Below are 20,439 nucleotides of genomic sequence, written 5' to 3'. Positions count from 1 at the left end.
CGCTGCCACAACCCGATCCGGTAGCCGCCGGGCACCTGCGTGCCCTCGGTGATCGAGTCGCCCAGCGGCATCACCCGCACCCCGCCGTTCGACTCGGCCCGCGCGACGGCGGGTGCGGTCGCCACGACGGTCACGGCCAGGAGCGCGGTGGTCAGCCGGCGTCCCCACCGTCTCCGTCCGCGCCGCTCAGTGAGCGTTAACATCGCTGTTGGTCAACCCCTTTCGACGCGATCTGTTAGCGTTAACATCAGTGCGACGACTTCTTGGCGCCTCTCGGAATTACCGGTGGTGGTGGTGCGCCGGAGCAAATACGACGTGAGGAGCGTGCGTCAAGCTCAAGCGCTCGCCCCGCTTCGCCCTCTCCGTCCGGCCTGCGCGTCCCAACTGCCGCGATGGGGCGCGGACGCGCCGCCGGGGGGAATCGCGGTGATGAAACGTTCACCGCATCCGCGTCGCTGTGGCCGCCAAATGGGTGCGTCCGGAAAATTACAGAACAGATCGGTGGCATCAGTGCAGTAAGCGGCACTCTCGGCCCACGTGGACGGGCGAAACTTACGGGGATCGCCCTTGACACATTTCCGGATGATTTCCAGACTGACTCCCCGAGGCGGCTCCTCCTGCCGGGGTCGGTGGTGCACGGCAGGGGCCGCAGTTCCGACGCGACGACCGATCGCGTGGTGTTCCCGCGGCGTCTGTCCGCGTTCCCTCATCGATTCCGCAGTGGAGGCTCAGGCATGGGCGAAACCCCGTTAGGCACTCGCCGGCTGCTGATCGCCGGCGCTCTCGGCGTACTCGGCACGGTCACCGCACTCGCGGCGTCCCTCCCGGCCGGCGCGGCCGCCGGCACCCTGGGCGCGGCCGCCGCCCAAAGCGGCCGCTACTTCGGCACCGCGATCGCGGCCGGGCACCTGAACGACTCGACCTACGTGGCCACCTGGGACCGGGAGTTCAACTCGGTCACCGCGGAAAACGAGATGAAATGGGGCCCGATCGAGCCCTCCCGCGGCTCGTTCAACTGGGGGCCCGCCGACCAGATCGTCAACCACGCCCTGAGCAAGGGCATGAAGGTCCGCGGCCACACCCTCGTCTGGCACGCCCAGCTACCCAGCTACGTCAACACCAACATGTCGGCCAGCGACCTGCGCTCGGCGATGACCAGCCACATCACCCAGGTCATGAACCACTACAAGGGCAAGGTCTACGCCTGGGACGTGGTCAACGAGGCCTTCGCCGACGGCGGCGCGGTCGGCAGCCTGCGCAGCTCGGTGTTCACCCAGAAACTCGGCAACGGCTTCATCGAGGAGGCCTTCCGCGCCGCGCGCGCCGCCGACCCCAACGTCAAGCTGTGCTACAACGACTACAACATCGACGACGCCAACGCGAACAAGACCCGCGGCGTCTACAACATGGTCAAGGACTTCAAGGCCCGCGGCGTGCCCATCGACTGCGTCGGACTGCAGTCCCACTTCGGCAACCCGCCGTCCAACTACCAGCAGAACATCGCCCAGTTCGCCGCCCTCGGCGTCGACGTCCAGATCACCGAGCTCGACGTCGGCGGCTCCGGCTCCACCCAGGCCGACGCCTACCGCCGCGTCACCCAGGCCTGCACGGCGGTGCCCCGCTGCACCGGCATCACGGTGTGGGGCATCACCGACAAGTACTCCTGGCGCAGCGGCGACACCCCGCTGCTGTTCGACGGCAACTTCAACAAGAAGCAGGCCTACACCGCCGTCCTCGACGCCCTCAACGCCGCGACCCCGAACACGAGCCCGTCTCCGAACACGAGCCCGTCTCCGAACACGAGCCCGTCTCCGAACACGAGCCCGTCCCCACGTACCAGCCCGTCCGTGACGCCGTCTCCGGTGACGGGGGCGTGCTCGGCGACGATCGAGACGACCAACAGCTGGCCGGGCGGCTTCCAGTCGACGGTGACCGTACGGGCGGGCAGCTCGGCGGTCAACGGCTGGACGGTGAAGTGGACCTGGCCGGGCGGGCAGACCATCAGCAGCCTGTGGAGCGGCGAGCAGAGCGTGTCCGGCTCCTCCGTGACGGTCCGCAACGCGCCCTACAACGGCTCGATCGCGGCCGGCTCGTCCACCACCTTCGGCTTCACCGCCAACGGCAGCGCGGCCACGCCGTCCGTCACCTGCACCAGCCCCTGACGGAAGATCGCCTTCAGGGCTTCGGCGGGGCGGTGCTCTCGCGTACGACGAGGGTGGTGGCGAACTCCTTGCGGTGGTGGGGGAGTGGCTCGCCCCTGGCGAGCGTCACCAGCATGGCGGCCGCCGCCCCCGCCATCTCCGTCAGCGGCTGGTGGATCGTCGTCAGCGGCGGAATGGCCCACCGCACCGGGGGCATGTCGTCGAAGCCGACGACGCTCAGGTCCTCGGGGATGCGCAGCCCCAGTTGGTGGGCCGCGTGGTAGACCCCGATGGCCTGGCCGTCGTTGGAGGCGAAGACGGCCGTGGGCGGGTCGGGCAGGCGCAGCAGCCGGTGGGTGTGCGTCAGACCGTCCTCGATCTGATAGTCGCCCTGGCAGATCAGGTCCGGATCGACGGGCACCCCGGCCGTGTCGAGCGCGGCGCGGTAGCCGTCGAGCCGGGCCCGGCTGGACAGCGCGTGCGACGGCCCGGTGATGATGGCGATCCGCCGGTGGCCCAGCTCCAGCAGGTGGCGGGTGGCGGTGAGCCCGCCGTTCCAGTTGCCCGCGCCCACCGAGGGGACGCGGTGTCCCGGGTCACCGGTCGGGTCGAGGAGGACGAGGGGGATCCTGTGCGTGGCGAGCCGCTCACGCTGGACGTCGGTCATGCTGGAGAAGACCGCGATGACGCCGGCGGGGCGGCGGCCGAGCACGTCCTCGAGCCAGTCGGCGCCGGGGACGTGGTTGCCCTGTAACTCGGAGATCGCCACGGCCATGTGGTGCTCGCGCGCGACCTGTCCCACCCCCCGGGCGATCTCCGTCGGGTAGTCGCCCGCCAGCTCGTGGAAGACCAGCTCCAGCACGGCGGCCGGGCTGGAGCGCCGCCGCTGCCGGCGGAAGCCGTGCTCGCGGATGAGGCCCTCGATGAGGGCGCGGGTTTCCGGGGCCACCGCGGACCTGCCGTTCACCACCTTGGAGACCGTCGCCTTAGACACTCCCGCGAGTTCGGCAAGCTGCGCGAGGGTCAGCGGCTCTGGGACGGATGCGGACGGCTCGTCGACAACGGTCACAAGGCGCAGTCTAACGTCGCCGCGGGCGTAATAGCCTGAATGTTTCGGTGATCGGCCGATAATTTCAGCCGACCTCCACGTTCGCCCCTGTTGCCAAGTGTGAAACTTTTCGGAAACCGGTTTACCTGGCGAGTGACGGCGCACCGAGATCGGTGAGGGATGCGAGGCGCTCCGCGTCCTCGGTGCCGGGCTCGGCCGTGTAGACCATGACGCGCAGGTCGCCGCCCGTCACGGTGAGCACGTCGCAGTCCAGTGTCAGGGGACCGGCGTCCGGATGGTCGATGATCTTACGCCCGGCCTCGTGCCGGCCGACGGCGCCGGAATCCCACAGCTCGGCGAACCGGCCGCTGTTCGCGCGCAGGTCCGCGACCAGCCGCCGCAACCGCGGGTCGGCCGGGTAGCGGTCGGCGGTCGCGCGCAGGTCGGCGACCAGGGCCGCCTCGAACGCGCGCAGGGACTCCGGAGTGTGCCGGGCCCGGCCGCCGGGGCCGAGGAAGTGCCGCCACACGGCGTTGCGCTGGTCGCCGGGCCGTTCCGACGGGTCGCCCATCAGTGCGGCGTACGGCGGGTTGGCCAGGAGCAGCGTCCAGCACGCGTCGAAGACCGCGACGGGAGTGCCGGCCAGCCGGTCCAGCAGCCGCCGCATGCTCGGGGTGATGTGCGCCGGCACCGTCTCCGGGCCCGGCGGGGCCAGCCCCGCCAGCCGGAACAGGTGCGCGCGTTCGGTGCCCGACAGCCGCAGGGCCCTGGCCAGCGCCTCGACGACCTGGGCCGACGGATGGGACGCCCGGCCCTGTTCGAGCCGGGTGACGTAGTCGACGGAGATCCCGGCCAGCAGGGCCAGTTCCTCACGGCGGAGACCGGCCGCGCGCCGCTGTCCGCCCGCGGGCAGCCCCGCGGTCTCGGGCGCCACCCGGTCGCGCCAGCGGCGCAGCGCCTCGCCGAACGCTCTCGTCGTTCCCCCCGTCGCCATGCACACCAGTCTGCACCCCAGCGCACGACCCTCTTACGTCTCCTGGCCGGCCCCGCATGATGTGCATATGGCAGCAGAGCATGAGGAGAATGGATGTGTCTTCTGCGCGATCCTGCGCGGTGAGGCCGAGGCGAGCATCCCCTACGCGGACGACCATGTAATGGTGATCATGGACCTCGGAGCGGTGACGCCCGGCCACCTACTCGTGATTCCTCGCGTTCACGCCGTCGGCCTGGAAGACCTGGACGAGGAGACGAGCACGCACGTCTGGAGGATCGGCCACCGCATGGGGCGGGCACTCCGGCGATCGGGCCTTCGCTGCGAGGGCGTGAACGTCTTCCTGGCGGACGGCAAGGCCGCCTTCCAGGAGGTCTTCCATTTCCACCTGCATGTGTTCCCCCGGTACAAGGGGGATGGTTTCCGGCTGGAGGCCGACTGGGGCACCAGGGAGCGAAGTCTGCTCGACCGGGAAGCCGAAGCGGTGCGATCCGGCCTGGCGGCCCTGGGATCTCCGGACTGACGCCAGTGCCGGGGAAGACGCCACGAGCAGCACGGCATGATGGCGTGCATGGCTTTCGAATCCAGGCACGTCAGCGTGTGGATCGACCGGCACGCGGCTGACGTCTACGAATACGCGTCGAACCCCGCCAACCTCCCGGAGTGGGCTCCGGGGCTCGGCAGCGCCGTGGAGAACGTCGACGGCAAGTGGTACGTGGAGACCCCCTCGGGCCGGGTCGGCCTGGCCTTCGTGGAGCGCAACGAGTACGGCGTTCTCGACCACGACGTCACGCTGCCCTCCGGGCAGGTCGTCCACAACCCGATGCGGGTCATCCCCGGCGGCGACGCCTGCGAGGTGGTCTTCACCCTGCGCCGCCTTCCGGGTGTGAACGACGAGGACTTCGCCCGCGACGCGGGCCTCGTCCAGGCCGACCTCACCCGGTTGAAGCACATTCTGGAGCAGCCGCCCGGGTGACGGAACGGGCGAAGTGACGAAGGCCGTTTCCTTGCGCCTTCCGCCCAATCGGGATTCATTGCGTGCATGCGCAGTCGCTTGAGGAAGCTCATAGGCCCGACTGGCGCCGCGGGCGGACCTCTGGCGCGTAACCGCGAATTCCGCCTGCTGTGGCTGAGCTTCACGATGTCGGTGGCGGGCGACCAGATCTTCCCCGTCACGGTCACCATCGCGGCACTCAACGCGGGCGGCACCGCCTCGACCGTCGGCGCGATCTTCACCTGCCGGTGGATCGCGTTGATCGTGTTCGCGTTGCTCGGCGGGCTGTGGGCGGACCGGTTGCCACGCCGTACGGTGATGGTCGCCTCGCTGGCTTTCCAGTGCTGCGTGGCCGCCGTCGGGTTGTCCGGCGGTGTCTCCTCATGGCTGCTCGCGCTGCTGGTCTTCCTCGTCGGAGGGGCGGAGGCGTTCCACCGGCCCGCGTACCAGGCCTGCCTGTCATCGGTTCTCACCCCTGCCCAGCGTCCGGCCGGCGCTGCGCTGACGGCTGTCTCCTGGCGGCTCGGCGCCGTGATCGGGCCCGGTCTCGGCGCGTACGTGGTGACGGCGTGGTCCCCGCGGATCGGGTTCCTCGCCGTGCTGACGGCCTATCTGCTCGGCCTTGTCCTTCTCCTGCCGTTACGCGAACCCGCCGTCACGGCGGGGCGGCGGGCGTCCGCCGTAAGGGAGATCGCCGACGGCCTCTCCGAGGTCGTCCGGCGGCGGTGGGTCCTGGGGATCATCGTCGCCGTCGCGCTCCAGCAGATGTTCACGATCGCACCGGCGCAGGTCCTGCTGCCCCTCGTCTCCCGCGAGACCTTCGGCGGCGACGCCGCGTACGGAACCGCCCTCGCCCTGCTGTCGGTCGGCGGCCTGGCGGGCGGGCTCGTCAGCATGAGGTGGAAGCCCGGCCGGCCGGGGCTGGCCGCCGTCACCGGGCTCGCCCTCTACGGCCTCGTGCCGCTCGCGCTCGCCTGTCCGGTGTCACGGGAATTCGTGTACGCGTGCTACGTCGCGGTGGGCCTGGGGCTGGAGATCTTCGCCGTCCAGTGGGTGGTGAACCTCCAGAGGGAGATCCCTCCGGAGCGGCTCGCCCGGGTCACCTCCGTGGACTGGCTGGCCGCCTCGGTCATGACGCCCCTCGGCCTGACGCTCACCGGTCCGGCCGCCGCGGCGATCGGCCGCCCGGCGCTGCTGGTGATCGGCGCGGTGGCCGGATTCGCGGTGCCGATGGCCACTCTTCTCCTCCGCGGGATGACGCGCTTCGACAGCGCTCCCGAGACGGCCACCTCGCTGAACTAGGGTCACGGCCCATGAGGATCCTCATCGTGGGCGGCAGCGGCTTTCTCGGCGACGAACTCGTACGGCAGTCCGCGGCGGAGGGCCATGTCGTGGCCGCGACCTGTCTGACGCGGCCGGGAACGGCGGCGGGAGCCGACTGGCTGCCGCTCGATGTCCGCGACCGTGCTGCCACACTCGACCTGATCGGCGCCTTCGCGCCGGACGTGGTCGTCAACGCGGCCTACCGCCAATCGGACTGGGTGACGACGGCCGTCGGCGCCGCTCACGTGGCCGTCGCGACAGCCGCGATCGGGGCGCGCCTGGTGCACATGTCCAGCGACGCCGTCTTCTCGGGTAAGGCGATCACTTATGCCGAGGACAGCGTCCCCGATCCGGCCACACCGTACGGAGCGGCGAAGGCGGCCGCGGAGGCGGCTGTGCAGGCGATCACTCCCACCGGCGTGATCGCACGGACCTCCCTGATCATCGGGGACGGCGGCTCTCCGCACGAAGGCATGGTGCACGCGCTTGCCTCCGGCGGCATGCGCGGGGTGCTGTTCACCGATGATGTGCGCTGCCCCGTGCATGTCCGTGACCTGGCCGCGGCCGTCTTGGAGCTTGCGCGCTCCGACCGTGCGGGGGTCCATCATGTGGCCGGGGCAGACGCGGTGAGTCGCTATGAGCTTGGATGTCTTGTCGCGCGGCGCGACGGCATCGACCCGGCTCGGCTCCCGTACGGCCGGCGCGCCGACACCGGCCTGCCCGGGCCGCTCGATGTGCGGCTGGACTGCGGCCTCACTCAGCGGCACCTGAAGACCAGGTTGCGCGGTGCGCGCGAGTTCCTGAGTTAGCCGCAGCCCACGCGACCGCTTCAGGCGAGGATCTCGACGTACCCGTCGGTTCCGTGGACGCGGATCCGCTGCCCGTCCCGGATCAGCCGGGTGGCCTGCTCCACGCCCACGACCGCCGGCAGGCCGTACTCCCGGGCGATCACCGCCCCGTGGGTCATGAGGCCGCCGACCTCCGTCACCAGCCCGGCGGCGGCGACGAACAGGGGGGTCCAGCTGGGGTCGGTGTAGGCGGTGACGAGGATGTCACCCGCGTCGAGGTCGGCCTGCGCCATGTCCACGACGACACGGGCACGGCCCTCGACCACCCCGGCCGAGACCGGGAGGCCCACCAATGCGCCGGGCGGGGCGTCGTCGCGCCGATACCGGCCGGTGACGACCTCGCCCTCCGACGTGAGAACCCGGGGCGGCGTGAGTGCCTCGTACGACCGGAACGCCGCACGCCTTTCCAGGATGAGTTCGGCGTCCACGTCGCCGGTGCGCACGACTTCCCGCAACTCGTCGAGCCGGAGGAAGAAGATGTCGTCCTTCTCCCGCAGGACGCCGGAGCGCACGAGGCGCTCGGCTTCCCGCAGCAACGCCTGCTTGTAGACGAAGTAGCGGCTGATCATGCCGTACTTGGGGTACTCCCGGTATCCGGCGAAGGCGCGGACGCGGTCGATCATCCGCTTGGTCTCCTCGGCCTTCTGCTCCCCGTCGGGCAGGGAGCGCAGCCGCGTCAGCAGTTCCTGTTCTTTCCGCAGTGACTCCTGGCGTCCTTGTTCGAAGCGCTGTTTGCCGGCGCCCGGCTCGAAGTTCTTGATGTTGCCGAGGATGGCAGGCACGAGCGCGGCGGGGTTCTCGCTCCAGCGCGTCCTGGTGATGTCGATCTCGCCTGTGCAGCGCATGCCGTACTCGTCGAGGTAGCTCCGGATGGCGTCACGTGCGTCCCGTCCACCGGGCAGCCCGGCCAGCTCGTCGAGGAAGCCGTCGCCCTCCCGGCCTTCGTCCGCGACACGTTGGGCGACGCGGTGCAGGAACGCCACGACGTCGGCGTGCGGCCGGATCGCGTCGGCGACGTCGAGGAGCGCCAGCCCCATCTCCGACGTGACGTTGTGGGAGACGGATTGCGCGAGCACGTCGGCGGCGTTCTTCTCGCCCAGCCACTCCTCGATGTTGTCGTTGAGCCACCAGGTCGCCTCCATCCCCGCCATGATCACCTGGGTGCTCACCGGATCGAACAGGATGCGCTTCAGCTCTGCGATGTCGGCCAGGATGAAGTCGAGCAGCGCCGGCCCGGACAGGCCCTGGATCTCGCGCCGCAGGGCGGCGACGGACGCCTGACTCTGCCGGATCAACCGCGTGACGACGGCCGGATCGGTCTCGATCGGGGCGGGCGCGCCACCGGCTGGTGCGGGGACGGCGGGTGCGGGGCCGGAGCCATCGTCGGGAAGCGAGCGGACGAAACCGCGGTCGAGGAGGGTCTGCAGCGCGTCCCGGATCAGCGGGTCGGACCTCCCCAGGGTCCCGACGAGCCGCGCGCGACCCGCGGGTGTCGCCAGGATGGGGGCGACGTCGACGAACAACCGTCCGCCCGCCTCGTGCATCGGCCGCGGGGTCGTCAGCTGCCACAGGGAGAGCCCCAGCGGCTTCATCGCGTCGGTCATCATCTGCTGGTGACCCACCGAGACGAAGACGTGGTTCTCCTGGTCATCGGTCGCGGGAACGGGGAACAGGGTGGTGATCGCCCGGCTCTGGACGATGTGGAAGTCGTCGCCGGCCAGGCACCATTCGATGTCCTGGGGCCGGCCGAAGTGCGCTTCGATTCGCCGGCCCAGCCGTACCAGGCGTACGACCTGCGCGTCCGTCAGAACCGGCTCGCCGGCGGCCGCCCTGGAGACGACCTGGTCGTCGCGCACGGTGTAGGCGTCCCCGGTGACCAGACCGGAGACGAGCGCCTCCCCGAGCCCCCGAACGGCCTCCACGGTGGCGACCTTCCGGTTCGAGGTCACGGGGTCCGCGGTGAACAGGATCCCGGCCGCGTCCGGGAACACCATCCGCTGCACGACCACGGCCATCCGCACCTTCCGGTGGTCGAAGCCGTTGCGGCATCGGTAGGTCACCGCCCGCTCCGTGAACAGCGAGGCCCAGCACCGCCGCACGTGCCGGAGGATCGCCGCCAAGCCCACGATGTTCAGGTACGAGTCCTGCTGGCCGGCGAAGGACGCGCTCGGCAGGTCCTCGGCCGTCGCACTGGAACGCACCGCGTAGGCGGCCTGCTCCCCGAGCCGGGCGAGCGACTCGCGGATCGCGGCCACGATGTCGTCGGGCATCGCGACGCCTTCGACGGCGTGGCGGATGTCCGCGCTCAGGGTGCGGATCGCCGCGCGGTCGTCCGGCTCGACCCGCGACAGCAGGTCGAGCTGAGCGTCGATCGACGGCACCTCCGCCATGACCCGCTGGAAGGCGTCCGTCGTGACGCAGAAGCCGTCCGGCACCCGGATGCCGTCCATTCGCGAGAGCTCGCCCAGGTGCATCCCTTTGCCGCCGACGTCTGCGAGATTCGTCGAGCCGATCTGCTCGAAACCCATCACGTAGTGCAATTCCGTTGCTCCATCGTTCGTCGGGCCGGTTCGCAACGGGCAAGTATGGAGCACTTTTCCGCGCTTCATGAGGCGCGCACATCCGCTATACAGTGAAAATGGAGGGGTGAAACCGCCAGCTCGGGGCTGAAACCGGGCTGAAGCCGCGGTGAAGCCGGAAGCGCGGAAGCTCTTCTCGAACGCCGGGAGGTACCCGGCGGAGAGAGGAGACGCGTCATGGCGGACCTCAGCGCCGTCCGGGCCGACAGCCTGGTCAAAACCTTCGGGGACTTCCGTGCCGTGGACGGCATCGACCTTCACGTACGGCAGGGCGAGATCTTCGGGGTCCTGGGCCCCAACGGAGCAGGCAAGACCACGATGCTCCGGATGCTCGCCACCCTGCTCCCGATCGACGGCGGCCGTGCGGAGATCTTCGGTGTCGACGTCAGGCGGGAACCGCACCGCATCCGGCAACTGGTGGGCGTCACCGGCCAGTACGCCTCGGTGGACGAGGATCTGACCGCCCGGGAGAACCTCTGGCTGTTCGCCCGTCTGCAGGGCCTGACGAGCACCCGGGCCAAGAGCATCGCCGGTGACCTGCTCGAACGCTTCGACCTCCAGGAGGCGGCCGACCGTCCCCTGTCCCAGTTCAGCGGCGGCATGCGCCGTCGCCTGGACCTGGCGTCGAGCCTGATCACCCGCCCACCCCTGATCTTCCTGGACGAGCCCACGACCGGCCTCGATCCGAGGACCCGGGGCCAGATGTGGGACACGATCCGCGAGCTGGTCACCGACGGCTCCACGATCCTCCTGACCACCCAATACCTGGACGAGGCCGACCAGCTGGCCGATCGCATCGCCGTGATCGACCGGGGCCGGAAGGTCGCCGAGGACACCCCCGACGCGCTGAAGACCCAGGTCGGCGAATCGACCCTGCAGCTCCGCCTGGCGGAGGGCTCCGACACCACGCTGGGCGCGGACGTCGTCCGCAGGTTGCTGGGCGAGGAGCCGGTCCTCAGCCCGGAATCAGGACGCATGAACATCCCCCTTCCCGACCCCGACCGGGCCGCGGACGTCCTGATCGCCCTGAGGCAGGCAGGCCTCGGCATCTCCTCGGTGAGCGTCGCCAAGCCGACGCTTGACGAGGTCTTCCTGGCGCTGACCGGCCACGGCGCCGACGACGAATCCCAGATGGAGGCGGCCCGATGACCACCACGACCACCACGACCCCGGCCCCGCTCGGCGCCCGGCGTGTCGACCCGTCCGCCGCGGTCGCCCGCACCACGTCCCGCAGCTCCCTGCAGGAGACCTGGGTCCAGACGCTGTCCATGGCGTGGCGTGCCCTGAAGAAGATGCGCCGCAAGCCCGAGCAGTTCTTCGACGTCCTCATCCAGCCCCTGCTGTTCACCGCGATGTTCGCGTTCATCTTCGGCGGCGCGATCTCCGGCAGCGTGTCGGACTACCTTCCGATATTGATCCCCGGCATCCTCGCCCAGACGGCCCTGACCGTCTGCATGGCGACGGGTGTGCAACTGCGCGAAGACATGGACAAGGGGGTCTTCGACCGCTTCAAGTCCCTGCCGATCGCGAGGATCGCCCCCCTGGCCGGCCCGATGATCGCCGACCTGATCCGCTATGGCATCGCGTCGGTGCTGACGGTCGTGACCGGCCTGCTCATCGGTTACCGCCCCGGTGGCGGCGTGCTCGGCTGCATCGGCGGCGTCGCGCTCACCGTGATCGCGGGCTGGTCGCTTGCGTGGATCTTCACCTGGCTGGGCACGATGGCGCGGTCGGCGCAGAGCGTCCAGGGCATCTCCATGATGATCATGTTTCCGCTGACCTTCCTGTCCAACGCCTTCGTCCCCGCCAAGACGCTGCCCGGCTGGCTGGAGGCGTTCGTGAAGGTCAACCCGGTGTCGCACGTCGTCTCCGCGGTGCGCGACCTGTGCAACGACGGTGCCGTGACGGCCGAGGTCGGCTGGGCGGTCATCGGCTGCGCGGCCGTCGTCGCGGTCTTCGCCCCGCTGGCGGTCCGCTCGTACTCCCGCAAGATGTAGCCGGCGTCAGACCACCCGCTGCAGGACGGCGCGAACCTCGGCCAGCAGGCCGGGGCCGCGCCGTTCGCCGTACTCGGCCTCGATCCGGGAGATGGCCCCGGGGGCGATCCGTTCGGCGTGCGCGGACAGCAACGACCACTGCAGCGTCGGGACGAACCGGTTGTAGGCGAACCGGTCGGCGAGTACGAGCAGCCGCACCGCCTCCTCGGCGGGCAGCGCCCCCTTGCGCAGGCCCCAGATGCCCAGCCCGGCGAGCACCATCCCCACCAGCGGGTAGTCCCTGAAAGCCTGCTCGGAGTCGAACACGCTCAGGACGTTGGCCCGCAGCGACTCGAAGAGGTCCCTGCCGTCGTCGCCCTCGCCGTACTCCGCGAACGCCGAGACCGCGACGACCTCGCCGACGATGGCCCACATCGTCGAACCCTCCGGCACGCCCGGCATGCGCAGGTTCCGGAGCGCCTCGGCGGTCTCGCGGTGCTGCCGCAGTCCCTCGGCGATGTCGCCGTCGACGAGGGCCAACTGGGCTATGCCGGAGGCGACCGCCAGGACCTCGCCGTAGGTGCCCTGGGAGGCGACCGTCTCCAGTTCGTCGAGCATCCTCGCGGCGTCGTCTCGGCGGCCCTCGGCGAGCGCCGCCATGGCGAGGGTGGCGCGGATCTGTACGGCGTCCTCCACCGCCCCGAGGCGTTCGAGCACGGGGATCGCCTCGGTGGCATGCCGGGAGGCCGACGCGGAGTCACCGAGGTGCGCGTACAGAGCGGCGAGGTGGATGCGCAGCACCGCCCGGTGCCAGGGACCGTCGTCGTCGCTGACGAGTGCGAGGGCGGCCTGGGCCGCTTCGACGGCGCCGACCGGGTCGCCGGTGTTCTCCCGGCCGTGGCTCAGCCAGTGCAGCGCGATCCGGCGAGTCAGTGGGTCGGGGTCGGCGGCCAGCTTTTCCAGGCCGCGCTCCTGGTCCGACAGCATGGTGAGCAGTGCGGTCACCAGCGCCCGCACGGCGGGGTTCGCCGAGTCGGCGCCCAGCCCGGACAGCAGCCGCGTCAGTGTCCCGGTCTCGTCGAGGGAGATGACGCTGGTGGTGAACAGCGCGATGCTCAGGGCCAGCCGGGTCCGGTCGAGGAGCCGGGGCGGAGGCGTCCAGTCGCTCAGGGCGGCGGCGATGGCCGGGGTGAGGACGACGGTGCGCGTATGGTTCCCGCAGATCGTCCAGTAGGCGCCCAGAGCGGAGAACAGCACCACGACCGTCTCCGGAGCGGGATCGGCGAGGGCCTCGCGCAGGATGTCGGCGAGGTTGGTCTCCTCGGCACGCAGCCGGTCCATCGCGGCGATCTGCTCCGGCGAGTACAGCCGGGCACTGGCCCGGTCGGCGTAACCGACGGCCCAGGCGCGTACGGCGGCCCGCGCCTCGCTGGTCTCGCCGGCCGACTCCAGCCGCACCCGGCCGAACTCGCGCACCGTCTCGAGCATGCGGTAACGGACGCTGTCGGCCGTCTCCACGACGGTGAGCAGGGACTGCTCCACGAGCTCCTCGACGTCGCCGAGAGCGCCGTCGCCGAGCACCTCCTCGGCCGCGTCGAGGGCGAAACCGTCCGGGAAGGCCGAGAGGCGGCGCAGAGCCACGCGCTCCCGCTCGCCGAGGAGGTTCCAGGACCAGTCGATCACCGCCAGCAGCGTCTGATGCCGGGAAGGTGCGCTCCGGTCGCCGCCGCGCAGCAGCGAGAACCTGTCCTCCAGCCGCCGGGCGATCTCGGCCGGTGACATCACCCGCACCTTCGCGGCGGCCAGCTCGATCGCGAGCGGCAGCCCGTCCAGGCGGGCCACGACGGCCCGTACGTCGTCCTCGTCGAGGTGCACACCGGGCCGCGCCGCGGTCGCCCGGTCGCGGAACAGCTCGACGGCGTCACCGGTGCCCAGCTGGGGCAGCGGATAGACGCGTTCGGCGGCGATCGCCAGCGGCGAGCGGGTCGTGGTGAGGACCCGCAGCTCCCGGGTGGTCGCGGTCAGATAGGCGACCAGGTCGGCCACCGCCTCCACCAGATGCTCGCAGTTGTCGAGCACCAGCAGTGCCGGGGCCAGATCGAGCTGCTGGGCGATCCGGGCGCGGATGTCGGCGCGCTGCCGCGGGGTGAGCGTACGGCGGCCGGTGACCGAGTCGCGGACCCCGAGCTCCGACCCGACCTCGCCGACCAGGTCTTCGGGCGCGGTCACGCCGACCAGCTCGACGAAGTGCACCACCGGCTGCGGAGCCTCACGGGCGACGGCATGGGCGAGCCGGGTCTTGCCGAGCCCGCCCGGACCGAGGATCGAGACCACGCGGGAGGTGGCGAGCATGGCCCGCACCCGCCGCAGGTCGTCGTCGCGGCCGAGCAGCGGGGTCGTGTCGAACCGCACGCCGACGCGTACGGGGCTGTCGAGCGCCAGCAGCTCACGGTGGACCCGCCGCAGCTCCGGGCCGACGTCGGCGCCGATCCGGTCGCGCAGGTCCGACCGGTAGCGCTCGAAGCGGTCCAGCGCGGCGCCCGTTCCGCGCACCGCCGCCTCGCTGTGCAGGAGGTCGGCGAGCAGCCCCTCGTCTTCTGGGCGGATCCGCGCGGCCTCTTCGAGCTCGAGGAGGGCGAGGGCGTGGTCGCCGCTCCGGCTCCGGGCCCGGGCGGACACGACCCGTGCGGACGCCAGGTCGCGTTCCGCGCGCCGGCGCACCTCGGCCAGCGGGCCGTCGCCCTCCGGAGGCGACGCCCCGATGCCCAGTGCGAGGGCCTCCTCCGCCGCCGCACCCGCCGCGGCCGGGTTCTCCTCCAGCAGCGCCAGCGCCCGGTCGGTCACACCGTGCAGCAGACCGGCGTCTATCCGGTCGGCCGGGACATCGAGCCGGTAGCCGCTTCCCTCCGTGACCAGCGCCTCTGGTCCGACGACCGACCTGGTCCGAGACACCAGGACCTGCAGCGCCTTCGCCGGATTGGCCGGTTCGCTGTCTCCCCACACGTCCGCGACGAGTTGCTCCGCGTTCACGGTCCGGCAGGCGAGTGCGAGGGCCGCGAGCAGCGTCTGAGCCCTCTCGCCGACCACCGGCTGCCCCCGCCACCGCACACCGTGGAGCAGGCACAGGTCGATCGGCATGCCGCAAGTCTAGGCTCCGCCGAGCCGAGCCATCAGAAACGCGAAGTGGTCCTTGCCCGCGACGACCGGATTACGGAGTTCGCCGATCTCGTCGATCGTCACGGTGATCAGGTCGCCCGCGTGCAACAGGAAGTCGAGATCGGGCACGACGCCGGTCCCCGTGGCGAGAACGGCCCCGTGGGGATAGTCCTCGGAGTGGAAGAGGTAGGCGGTCAGTTGGGTGAACGGGCGCCGGATCTGCTTCGTGGAGGTCGTGCCGTCCCAGATGACCGCGCCCTCGCGGGTGACCGTCAGCCGGATGGCGAGGTCGGAGGGGTCGACCTCCCATGCGGGCCTGATGCCGGAGGAGAGGGCGCATGCTCCGGCGTACACCTTGGCCTGCGGCAGGTAGAGCGGGTTCTCACCCTCCACCGATCGGGAGCTCATGTCATTGCAGACGACGTAGCCGACGATCTCCTCGAAGCGATTCACCACGAGAGCCAGCTCAGGCTCGGGCACGTTGAGCTCCGAGTCGGAGCGGATGCCCACGGGTTCGCCGTCCACGACGACCCGCCAGGCGGGCGACTTGAAGAACAGCTCGGGCCGCTCGGCGTCGTAGACCAGCTCGTAGACCGATTTGAGGCTGCTTTCCTCCACGCGCGCGTCCCGGGAGCGCAGATAGGTCACGCCCGCGGCCCACACCTCCATGGCGCCGTCCGTCGGGGCGAGCAGACGCACGTCACCGAGCGAGGGATCGGGGACGGCGTCGGCACACATCCGCTCGATTTCCTCGACCCGGTGGCCCAGGAGCTCGAACATGCCGGCGACCGGGAGGGGGGAAAGGACACCCTCGTTCAGCACGGCGACGCGGGGACGGGGATCGCTGTCACTCCTGTATCGAACGATGTGCACTCGAGTCCTCGCCTTCGAGATCTGGACAAAGCGAACAAGATCCGTGACCGTGTGATTGTAAACGTTATCGATTACGTTTGCGAGACATACGTTGCGAGACAGTGAGACCGCGAAAGCGATTGAGGTGAGCGGGTGACCATGGTGAGGCGGGAATCCGAAGCGGCGTACACCGATCCGGCCGTGCCGGTGGGCGAGCGCGTGGCGGATCTGTTGGGCCGGATGACCCGGGAGGAGAAGCTCGCGCAGTTGGGGAGCGTCTGGGCGTTCTCCCTGATCGAGGGGGGCCGATACTCGGCGGAGCGGGCGCGCGCGGTCCTCCGCCACGGCCTGGGCCACGTGACCCGTGTCGCGGGAGCCACGAACCTCAAGGCGGCGCAGGTCGCGCGGGTCGCCAACGAGGTCCAGCGGTTCCTGGTGACGGAGACCCGGCTGGGGATCCCGGCGATCGTGCACGAGGAGGTGTGCTCCGGGGTGATGGCGCGGGAGGCGACCATCTTCCCCCAGGCGATCGGTGTCGCGAGCACCTGGGAACCGGAGCTCAACCGGCGGTTGGCGGACGCCGTCCGTGCGCAGATGCGCGCGATGGGGAGCCATCAGGGGCTCTCACCGGTGCTGGACGTGGTGCGGGACCCGCGGTGGGGCCGGACCGAGGAGACCTACGGGGAGGACCCGTACCTGGTGGCCCGCATGGGTGTGGCGTTCGTCCGGGGCCTTCAGGGCGCCTCGCTGACGGAGGGCGTCATCGCGACGGCCAAGCACTTCGTCGGGTACGGCGCGTCCGAGGGCGGGTTGAACTGGGCGCCGGCGCACCTGCCGCCCCGTCTGCTGCGGGAGGTGTATCTGTACCCGTTCGAGGCGGCCGTCCGAGAGGCGGGTCTCCAGTCGGTGATGGCCGGTTACCACGAGCTGGACGGCATTCCCTGCCATGGCAACCGTGAGCTCCTCGGCGACGTCCTGCGCGGGGAGTGGGGCTTCGAGGGAACCGTCGTGTCGGACTACTTCGCCGTCGACGACCTCCACTCGTATCACCACTTCGCCGGGGACAAGCGGCAGGCGGCGGTCCTGGCGCTCACCGCGGGCACCGACGTCGAGCTTCCGGCGACGGACGCGTACGCGGGCGCGCTGGCACAGGCCCTGGACGAGGGCGAGGTCGGTGAAGCGGAACTGGACCAGGCGGTCTCGCGGGTCCTGCGGCACAAGTTCGAGCTCGGCCTGTTCGAGAACCCCTACGTCGACGAGGCCGCGGTGGCGGTGACGGTCGACGCCGCGCCGCACCGGGAGGTGGCGCTGGAGATCGCCCGCCGCAGCCTCGTCCTGCTCAAGAACGACGGCCTGCTGCCGCTGCGGCCGGGCGCGGGAACGGTCGCGCTCATCGGCCCGAACGCGGACGACGCGCGGCACCTGCTCGGCGACTACTCCTTCGCGGCGCATGTCGAATCGCTGATGCAGGCGCGCGAGCGGAAGGGTCTGCTCGGCCAGACCATGACGATCCCGGACGACCTCGAGATCGAGGAGAGCACGGACGGGGTGCCCACGGTGCGCGACGAGCTCGCGGCCCGCCTGGGCGACCGGCTGCGGTACGCGCGCGGGTGCGACGTGATCGACACATCGAGGGACGGTTTCGACGAGGCGGTCGCGGCCGCCGCGGCGGCCGACGTCGCGGTGCTCGTCCTGGGAGACCGCTCGGGGCTGACGATGGAGGCCACGACGGGGGAGTCGCGTGATCGGTCCAGCTTGGACCTGCCCGGTGTCCAGGAGGACCTGGTCCGTGCCGTCGTCGCCACCGGCACCCCGGTGGTGGCGGTGCTCGTCGCAGGCCGGCCCGTCGGCGGCGACTTCCTGCACGAGAAGTGCGCCGCGGTGCTGCTGGCCTGGCTGCCCGGGCAGACCGGGGCGAGAGCGATCGCCGAGGTTCTGCTCGGCGAGGTGAACCCGAGCGGGAAACTGCCCATCTCCTATCCGCGCACCGTCGGCCAGATCCCCGTCTTCTACGGGCACAAGGTGTCCGGGGGGCGGTCGCACTGGCACGGTGACTACGTCGACTCGCCCGTCGGCCCGCGATACCGCTTCGGTCACGGGCTCGGGTACGCCCCGTTCGTCGTCGAACGGGCCGCGCTGGACCGCACCGAGGTGATCGCGGGGGGCAGCGTCGAGGTGGAGGTCACCGTGGCCAACATCGGCGACCGAGCCGGCGAGGAGGTCGTGCAGCTCTACGTACGCGACCCGCAGGCGTCGGTCACCCGGCCGGTGCTCGAACTGAAGGGCTTCGCCCGCGTGTCCGCCGGCGCCGGGGAGCGAACGACCATCCGCTTCGACCTGCCCACGGGCCAGCTCGGCTTCTACGACCGCAATATGAACTACACGGTAGAAACCGGACATATCGAGGTGTATGTCGGCTTCTCCTCCGACGGCCACACCCATGCGGGCACGTTCACCATCACGGGCGACGCGGACCGGCCGGAGGTCCGCAAGGCCTACACGGGCGCGGTGCACACGGGGTGACGGGGTGAGACGAGACGGGCGGCCGCGGCTCCGCGGCCGCCCCGACTGTCCTGTCTATTTGGGGCGCGCCCTAAAGGGCGTACGGTCGTTGTAACAAGAAGCCGACAGGCCTTGTGTTTGCTAGACGTGTCGCTTACGTTAAAGGCCGGAAAACGTAACCGATAACGATTGCAATGCGGAGAGGGCGGCATGGCCGAGGGCGGTGCGCCGGTGACGATGAGTGATGTCGCGCGACTGGCAGGCGTCTCCACTGCGACCGTGTCGCGAGTGGTCAACGGACGTTACGGCGTCAGCGCCAGCACCATCGCTCAGGTGCGCTCGGCCATCGAGCGGCTGGGCTATGAGTCGAGCCTCGTGGCGGCGAGCCTGCGGCGCACCCGCACCAACGTCCTGGGTCTGGTGACCCACAGCTTCCAGTCCTACACGGCTGAGGTGCTCAAGGGCGTGATGGACGCGTTGACCCAGTCGGGCTTCGACCTGATCATCTATGCCAACAGCGATGTCTACGGAACCTACTCCGAGGGCTGGGAGCAGCGGCATCTGACCCGCCTGTCGGGCACCCTCACGGACGGGTGCATCGTGGTCACGCCCTGGGGCGAGGTGCGGACCAGCACCCCGGTCGTCGTCATCGATCCGGTCAGGGACTCGACGGTGCCGTCGGTGACGGCGGACAACCTCACGGGCGCCACCACGGCGGTCGAGCACCTGCTCGGCCTGGGCCATCGGCGCATCGGATTCATCGCGGGCCGTTCCAGCCTGGCGGCGGCGTGGTCGCGTGAGGAGGGTTACCGCAAAGCGCTGGCCGAGGCCGGCGTTCCGGTCGATCCCGCGTTGATCGGACGAGGGGACTTCAATCCCGAGTCCGCGGCCCCGCTGGCTCGCGCCCTGCTGGAGAGGCCGGACCGGCCGACGGCGATCTTCGCGGCCAGCGACGGGATGGCGCTGAAGGTTCTGGAGGTCGCGAAGGAGATGGGAATCGACGTTCCCGGCGACCTGTCGGTGGTCGGATTCGACAACATCCCGGAGTCGGCGTTGGCGGAGCCGAGGCTGACCACCGTGGACCAGTCGATGTACCGGCTCGGACACGAGGCCGCGCACATGCTCAAATCGCTGGTGACCGGTGAGTGGGAGGGCCCCCGCCAGATCCTGCTTCCGACTCGCCTGCTGGTCCGTGGCTCCACGGCGCCGGTGAGGGTCGCGACGAGACCATGACGACGAGGCAATGCAGATGAGGCCCTGCAGATGAGGCCCTGACACAGACCCTCATCTGCAACGTCAGTTGCAGCTGACGTCGCAGATGAAAGGCATCCCCCTACGAACGGAGGTATAGAAACACAACACCGCACATCCGCAGACGATTACGGCTGGCTCATCGGACCCCATCCGCAGCCAGCCATCCTAGGAGTGCTCAGTATGAATTTATCGTATCACGGCAGCGTGCGCCCCACGGGCGTACGACGGCTCTCGGCGGCCGTCGCCGCCGGAGTCATGGCGATGGCGGCGGTGTCGCTCGCACCGCGTCCGGCGACGGCGGACACCCCCTGGCTGGACGTGTCCGAGGACGGCTACGCGTCGTTCAGCGTCCCGGCGGCCTACGTCCAGGCCAACGCGGGCCAGGTGTCACAGGTGGTCATCGAGGGCAACTTCGGTCCCTCCTCCACCTGGGCGGAGTTCGGGCTGACCCGCCGGGGCGACGTCTGGTCCGGAGTCCTCGGCCCGCTCAAGCCGGGGCTGTACTCCTACCAGGTCACCGGTGACGACACCAAGGGTCTCAAGGATCCGACGAACGCCGGCGGCGTGGCGTCCGCGCCCCTGAGGAGCACCTTCCTCGTCGCGGGCGACTCGGCGCGCCTGCTGGCGGACGCGCCTCAGGGACAGGGCGGCAAGGTCGAGACCCTGACCTATGAGGTGAAGAAGAAGGAGCGGTCGGCGCTGGTCTGGACGCCGCCGGGCTACCAGGCCAAGGATCCCGGACCCAAGGCCCCTCCCGGTCCCGCGGGGCCCAAGG

The 20,439-nt window shown here is 70.4% G+C and carries 15 protein-coding genes and 1 pseudogene; 10 read left to right on the top strand and 6 right to left on the bottom strand.

Annotated features, from left to right (window positions below; translation table 11 throughout):
• Window positions 1–203: pseudogene (locus tag ACIBK1_RS40450) on the bottom strand (hypothetical protein); the annotation flags it as partial.
• Window positions 204–734: 531 nt separating this feature from the next.
• Here ACIBK1_RS40450 and ACIBK1_RS40445 point away from each other — a divergent pair.
• Window positions 735–2,162: an endo-1,4-beta-xylanase gene (locus tag ACIBK1_RS40445; RefSeq protein WP_396740931.1), complete on the top strand. Its 1,428-nt coding sequence runs from the start codon at window positions 735–737 to the stop codon at window positions 2,160–2,162.
• Window positions 2,163–2,175: 13 nt separating this feature from the next.
• On the opposite strand, the gene ACIBK1_RS40440 is transcribed toward ACIBK1_RS40445, so the two are convergent.
• On the bottom strand, window positions 2,176–3,210 hold the full coding sequence (locus tag ACIBK1_RS40440) for a LacI family DNA-binding transcriptional regulator (protein WP_030510465.1): 1,035 nt from the start codon (window positions 3,208–3,210) through the stop codon (window positions 2,176–2,178).
• Between the two features lie 121 nt (window positions 3,211–3,331).
• Window positions 3,332–4,183, bottom strand: a complete 852-nt coding sequence (locus tag ACIBK1_RS40435) for a helix-turn-helix transcriptional regulator (protein WP_030510464.1) — start codon at window positions 4,181–4,183, stop codon at window positions 3,332–3,334.
• A gap of 67 nt (window positions 4,184–4,250) precedes the next feature.
• Here ACIBK1_RS40435 and ACIBK1_RS40430 point away from each other — a divergent pair, with 67 nt between their 5' ends.
• From ACIBK1_RS40430 to ACIBK1_RS40415, 4 genes are all read left to right on the top strand, one after another.
• Complete coding sequence (locus ACIBK1_RS40430) at window positions 4,251–4,703, top strand: HIT family protein (protein WP_030510463.1); 453 nt, start codon at window positions 4,251–4,253, stop codon at window positions 4,701–4,703.
• Between the two features lie 48 nt (window positions 4,704–4,751).
• Window positions 4,752–5,156, top strand: coding sequence for an SRPBCC family protein (locus tag ACIBK1_RS40425; RefSeq protein WP_030510462.1), 405 nt, complete (start codon window positions 4,752–4,754; stop codon window positions 5,154–5,156).
• A 66-nt stretch (window positions 5,157–5,222) separates the two neighbouring features.
• Window positions 5,223–6,476 carry an MFS transporter gene (locus ACIBK1_RS40420; protein WP_081903828.1) on the top strand — a complete coding sequence of 418 codons (1,254 nt, stop codon included), beginning with the start codon at window positions 5,223–5,225 and terminating at the stop codon, window positions 6,474–6,476.
• Window positions 6,477–6,487: 11 nt separating this feature from the next.
• Window positions 6,488–7,306, top strand: coding sequence for an SDR family oxidoreductase (locus tag ACIBK1_RS40415; RefSeq protein ID WP_030510460.1), 819 nt, complete (start codon window positions 6,488–6,490; stop codon window positions 7,304–7,306).
• Between the two features lie 20 nt (window positions 7,307–7,326).
• On the opposite strand, the gene rph is transcribed toward ACIBK1_RS40415, so the two are convergent.
• Window positions 7,327–9,876 carry a rifamycin-inactivating phosphotransferase gene (rph, locus tag ACIBK1_RS40410; RefSeq protein WP_231514067.1) on the bottom strand — a complete coding sequence of 850 codons (2,550 nt, stop codon included), beginning with the start codon at window positions 9,874–9,876 and terminating at the stop codon, window positions 7,327–7,329.
• A 225-nt stretch (window positions 9,877–10,101) separates the two neighbouring features.
• Between rph and ACIBK1_RS40405 the strand changes: the two genes are divergently transcribed.
• Window positions 10,102–11,073 carry an ATP-binding cassette domain-containing protein gene (locus ACIBK1_RS40405; protein ID WP_396740928.1) on the top strand — a complete coding sequence of 324 codons (972 nt, stop codon included), beginning with the start codon at window positions 10,102–10,104 and terminating at the stop codon, window positions 11,071–11,073.
• On the top strand, window positions 11,070–11,921 hold the full coding sequence (locus ACIBK1_RS40400) for an ABC transporter permease (protein WP_396740926.1): 852 nt from the start codon (window positions 11,070–11,072) through the stop codon (window positions 11,919–11,921). The genes ACIBK1_RS40405 and ACIBK1_RS40400 overlap by 4 nt, the downstream gene beginning before the upstream one ends.
• A gap of 6 nt (window positions 11,922–11,927) precedes the next feature.
• Here the strand turns inward: ACIBK1_RS40400 and ACIBK1_RS40395 are convergent, their stop codons facing one another.
• Together ACIBK1_RS40395 and ACIBK1_RS40390 are read right to left on the bottom strand one after the other, a co-directional pair.
• Entirely contained in the window at window positions 11,928–15,038 is a 3,111-nt protein-coding gene (locus ACIBK1_RS40395; RefSeq protein ID WP_396740924.1) for an ATP-binding protein, read from the bottom strand.
• 9 nt (window positions 15,039–15,047) lie between these two features.
• Complete coding sequence (locus tag ACIBK1_RS40390; RefSeq protein ID WP_396740922.1) at window positions 15,048–15,836, bottom strand: fumarylacetoacetate hydrolase family protein; 789 nt, start codon at window positions 15,834–15,836, stop codon at window positions 15,048–15,050.
• 231 nt (window positions 15,837–16,067) lie between these two features.
• On the opposite strand from ACIBK1_RS40390, the gene ACIBK1_RS40385 reads away from it, so the two are divergent.
• The 3 genes from ACIBK1_RS40385 to ACIBK1_RS40375 form a co-directional block, all read left to right on the top strand.
• A complete protein-coding gene (locus ACIBK1_RS40385) occupies window positions 16,068–18,431 on the top strand; it encodes a glycoside hydrolase family 3 N-terminal domain-containing protein (protein ID WP_396740933.1) in 2,364 nt (787 codons plus the stop codon).
• A gap of 189 nt (window positions 18,432–18,620) precedes the next feature.
• Window positions 18,621–19,643 (top strand): LacI family DNA-binding transcriptional regulator, encoded by a 1,023-nt coding sequence (locus ACIBK1_RS40380; RefSeq protein WP_030510453.1) that lies wholly within the window; start codon window positions 18,621–18,623, stop codon window positions 19,641–19,643.
• A gap of 201 nt (window positions 19,644–19,844) precedes the next feature.
• A partial coding sequence (locus tag ACIBK1_RS40375; protein ID WP_396740919.1) for a hypothetical protein occupies window positions 19,845–20,439 on the top strand: 595 nt, incomplete at its 3' end.

This window comes from Microbispora rosea, assembly GCF_044460045.1.
Classification (GTDB): Bacteria; Actinomycetota; Actinomycetes; order Streptosporangiales; family Streptosporangiaceae; genus Microbispora; species Microbispora rosea.
The sequence above is the reverse complement of the archived record's forward strand: the minus strand, read 5'-3'. Positions and strand labels throughout refer to the sequence as shown.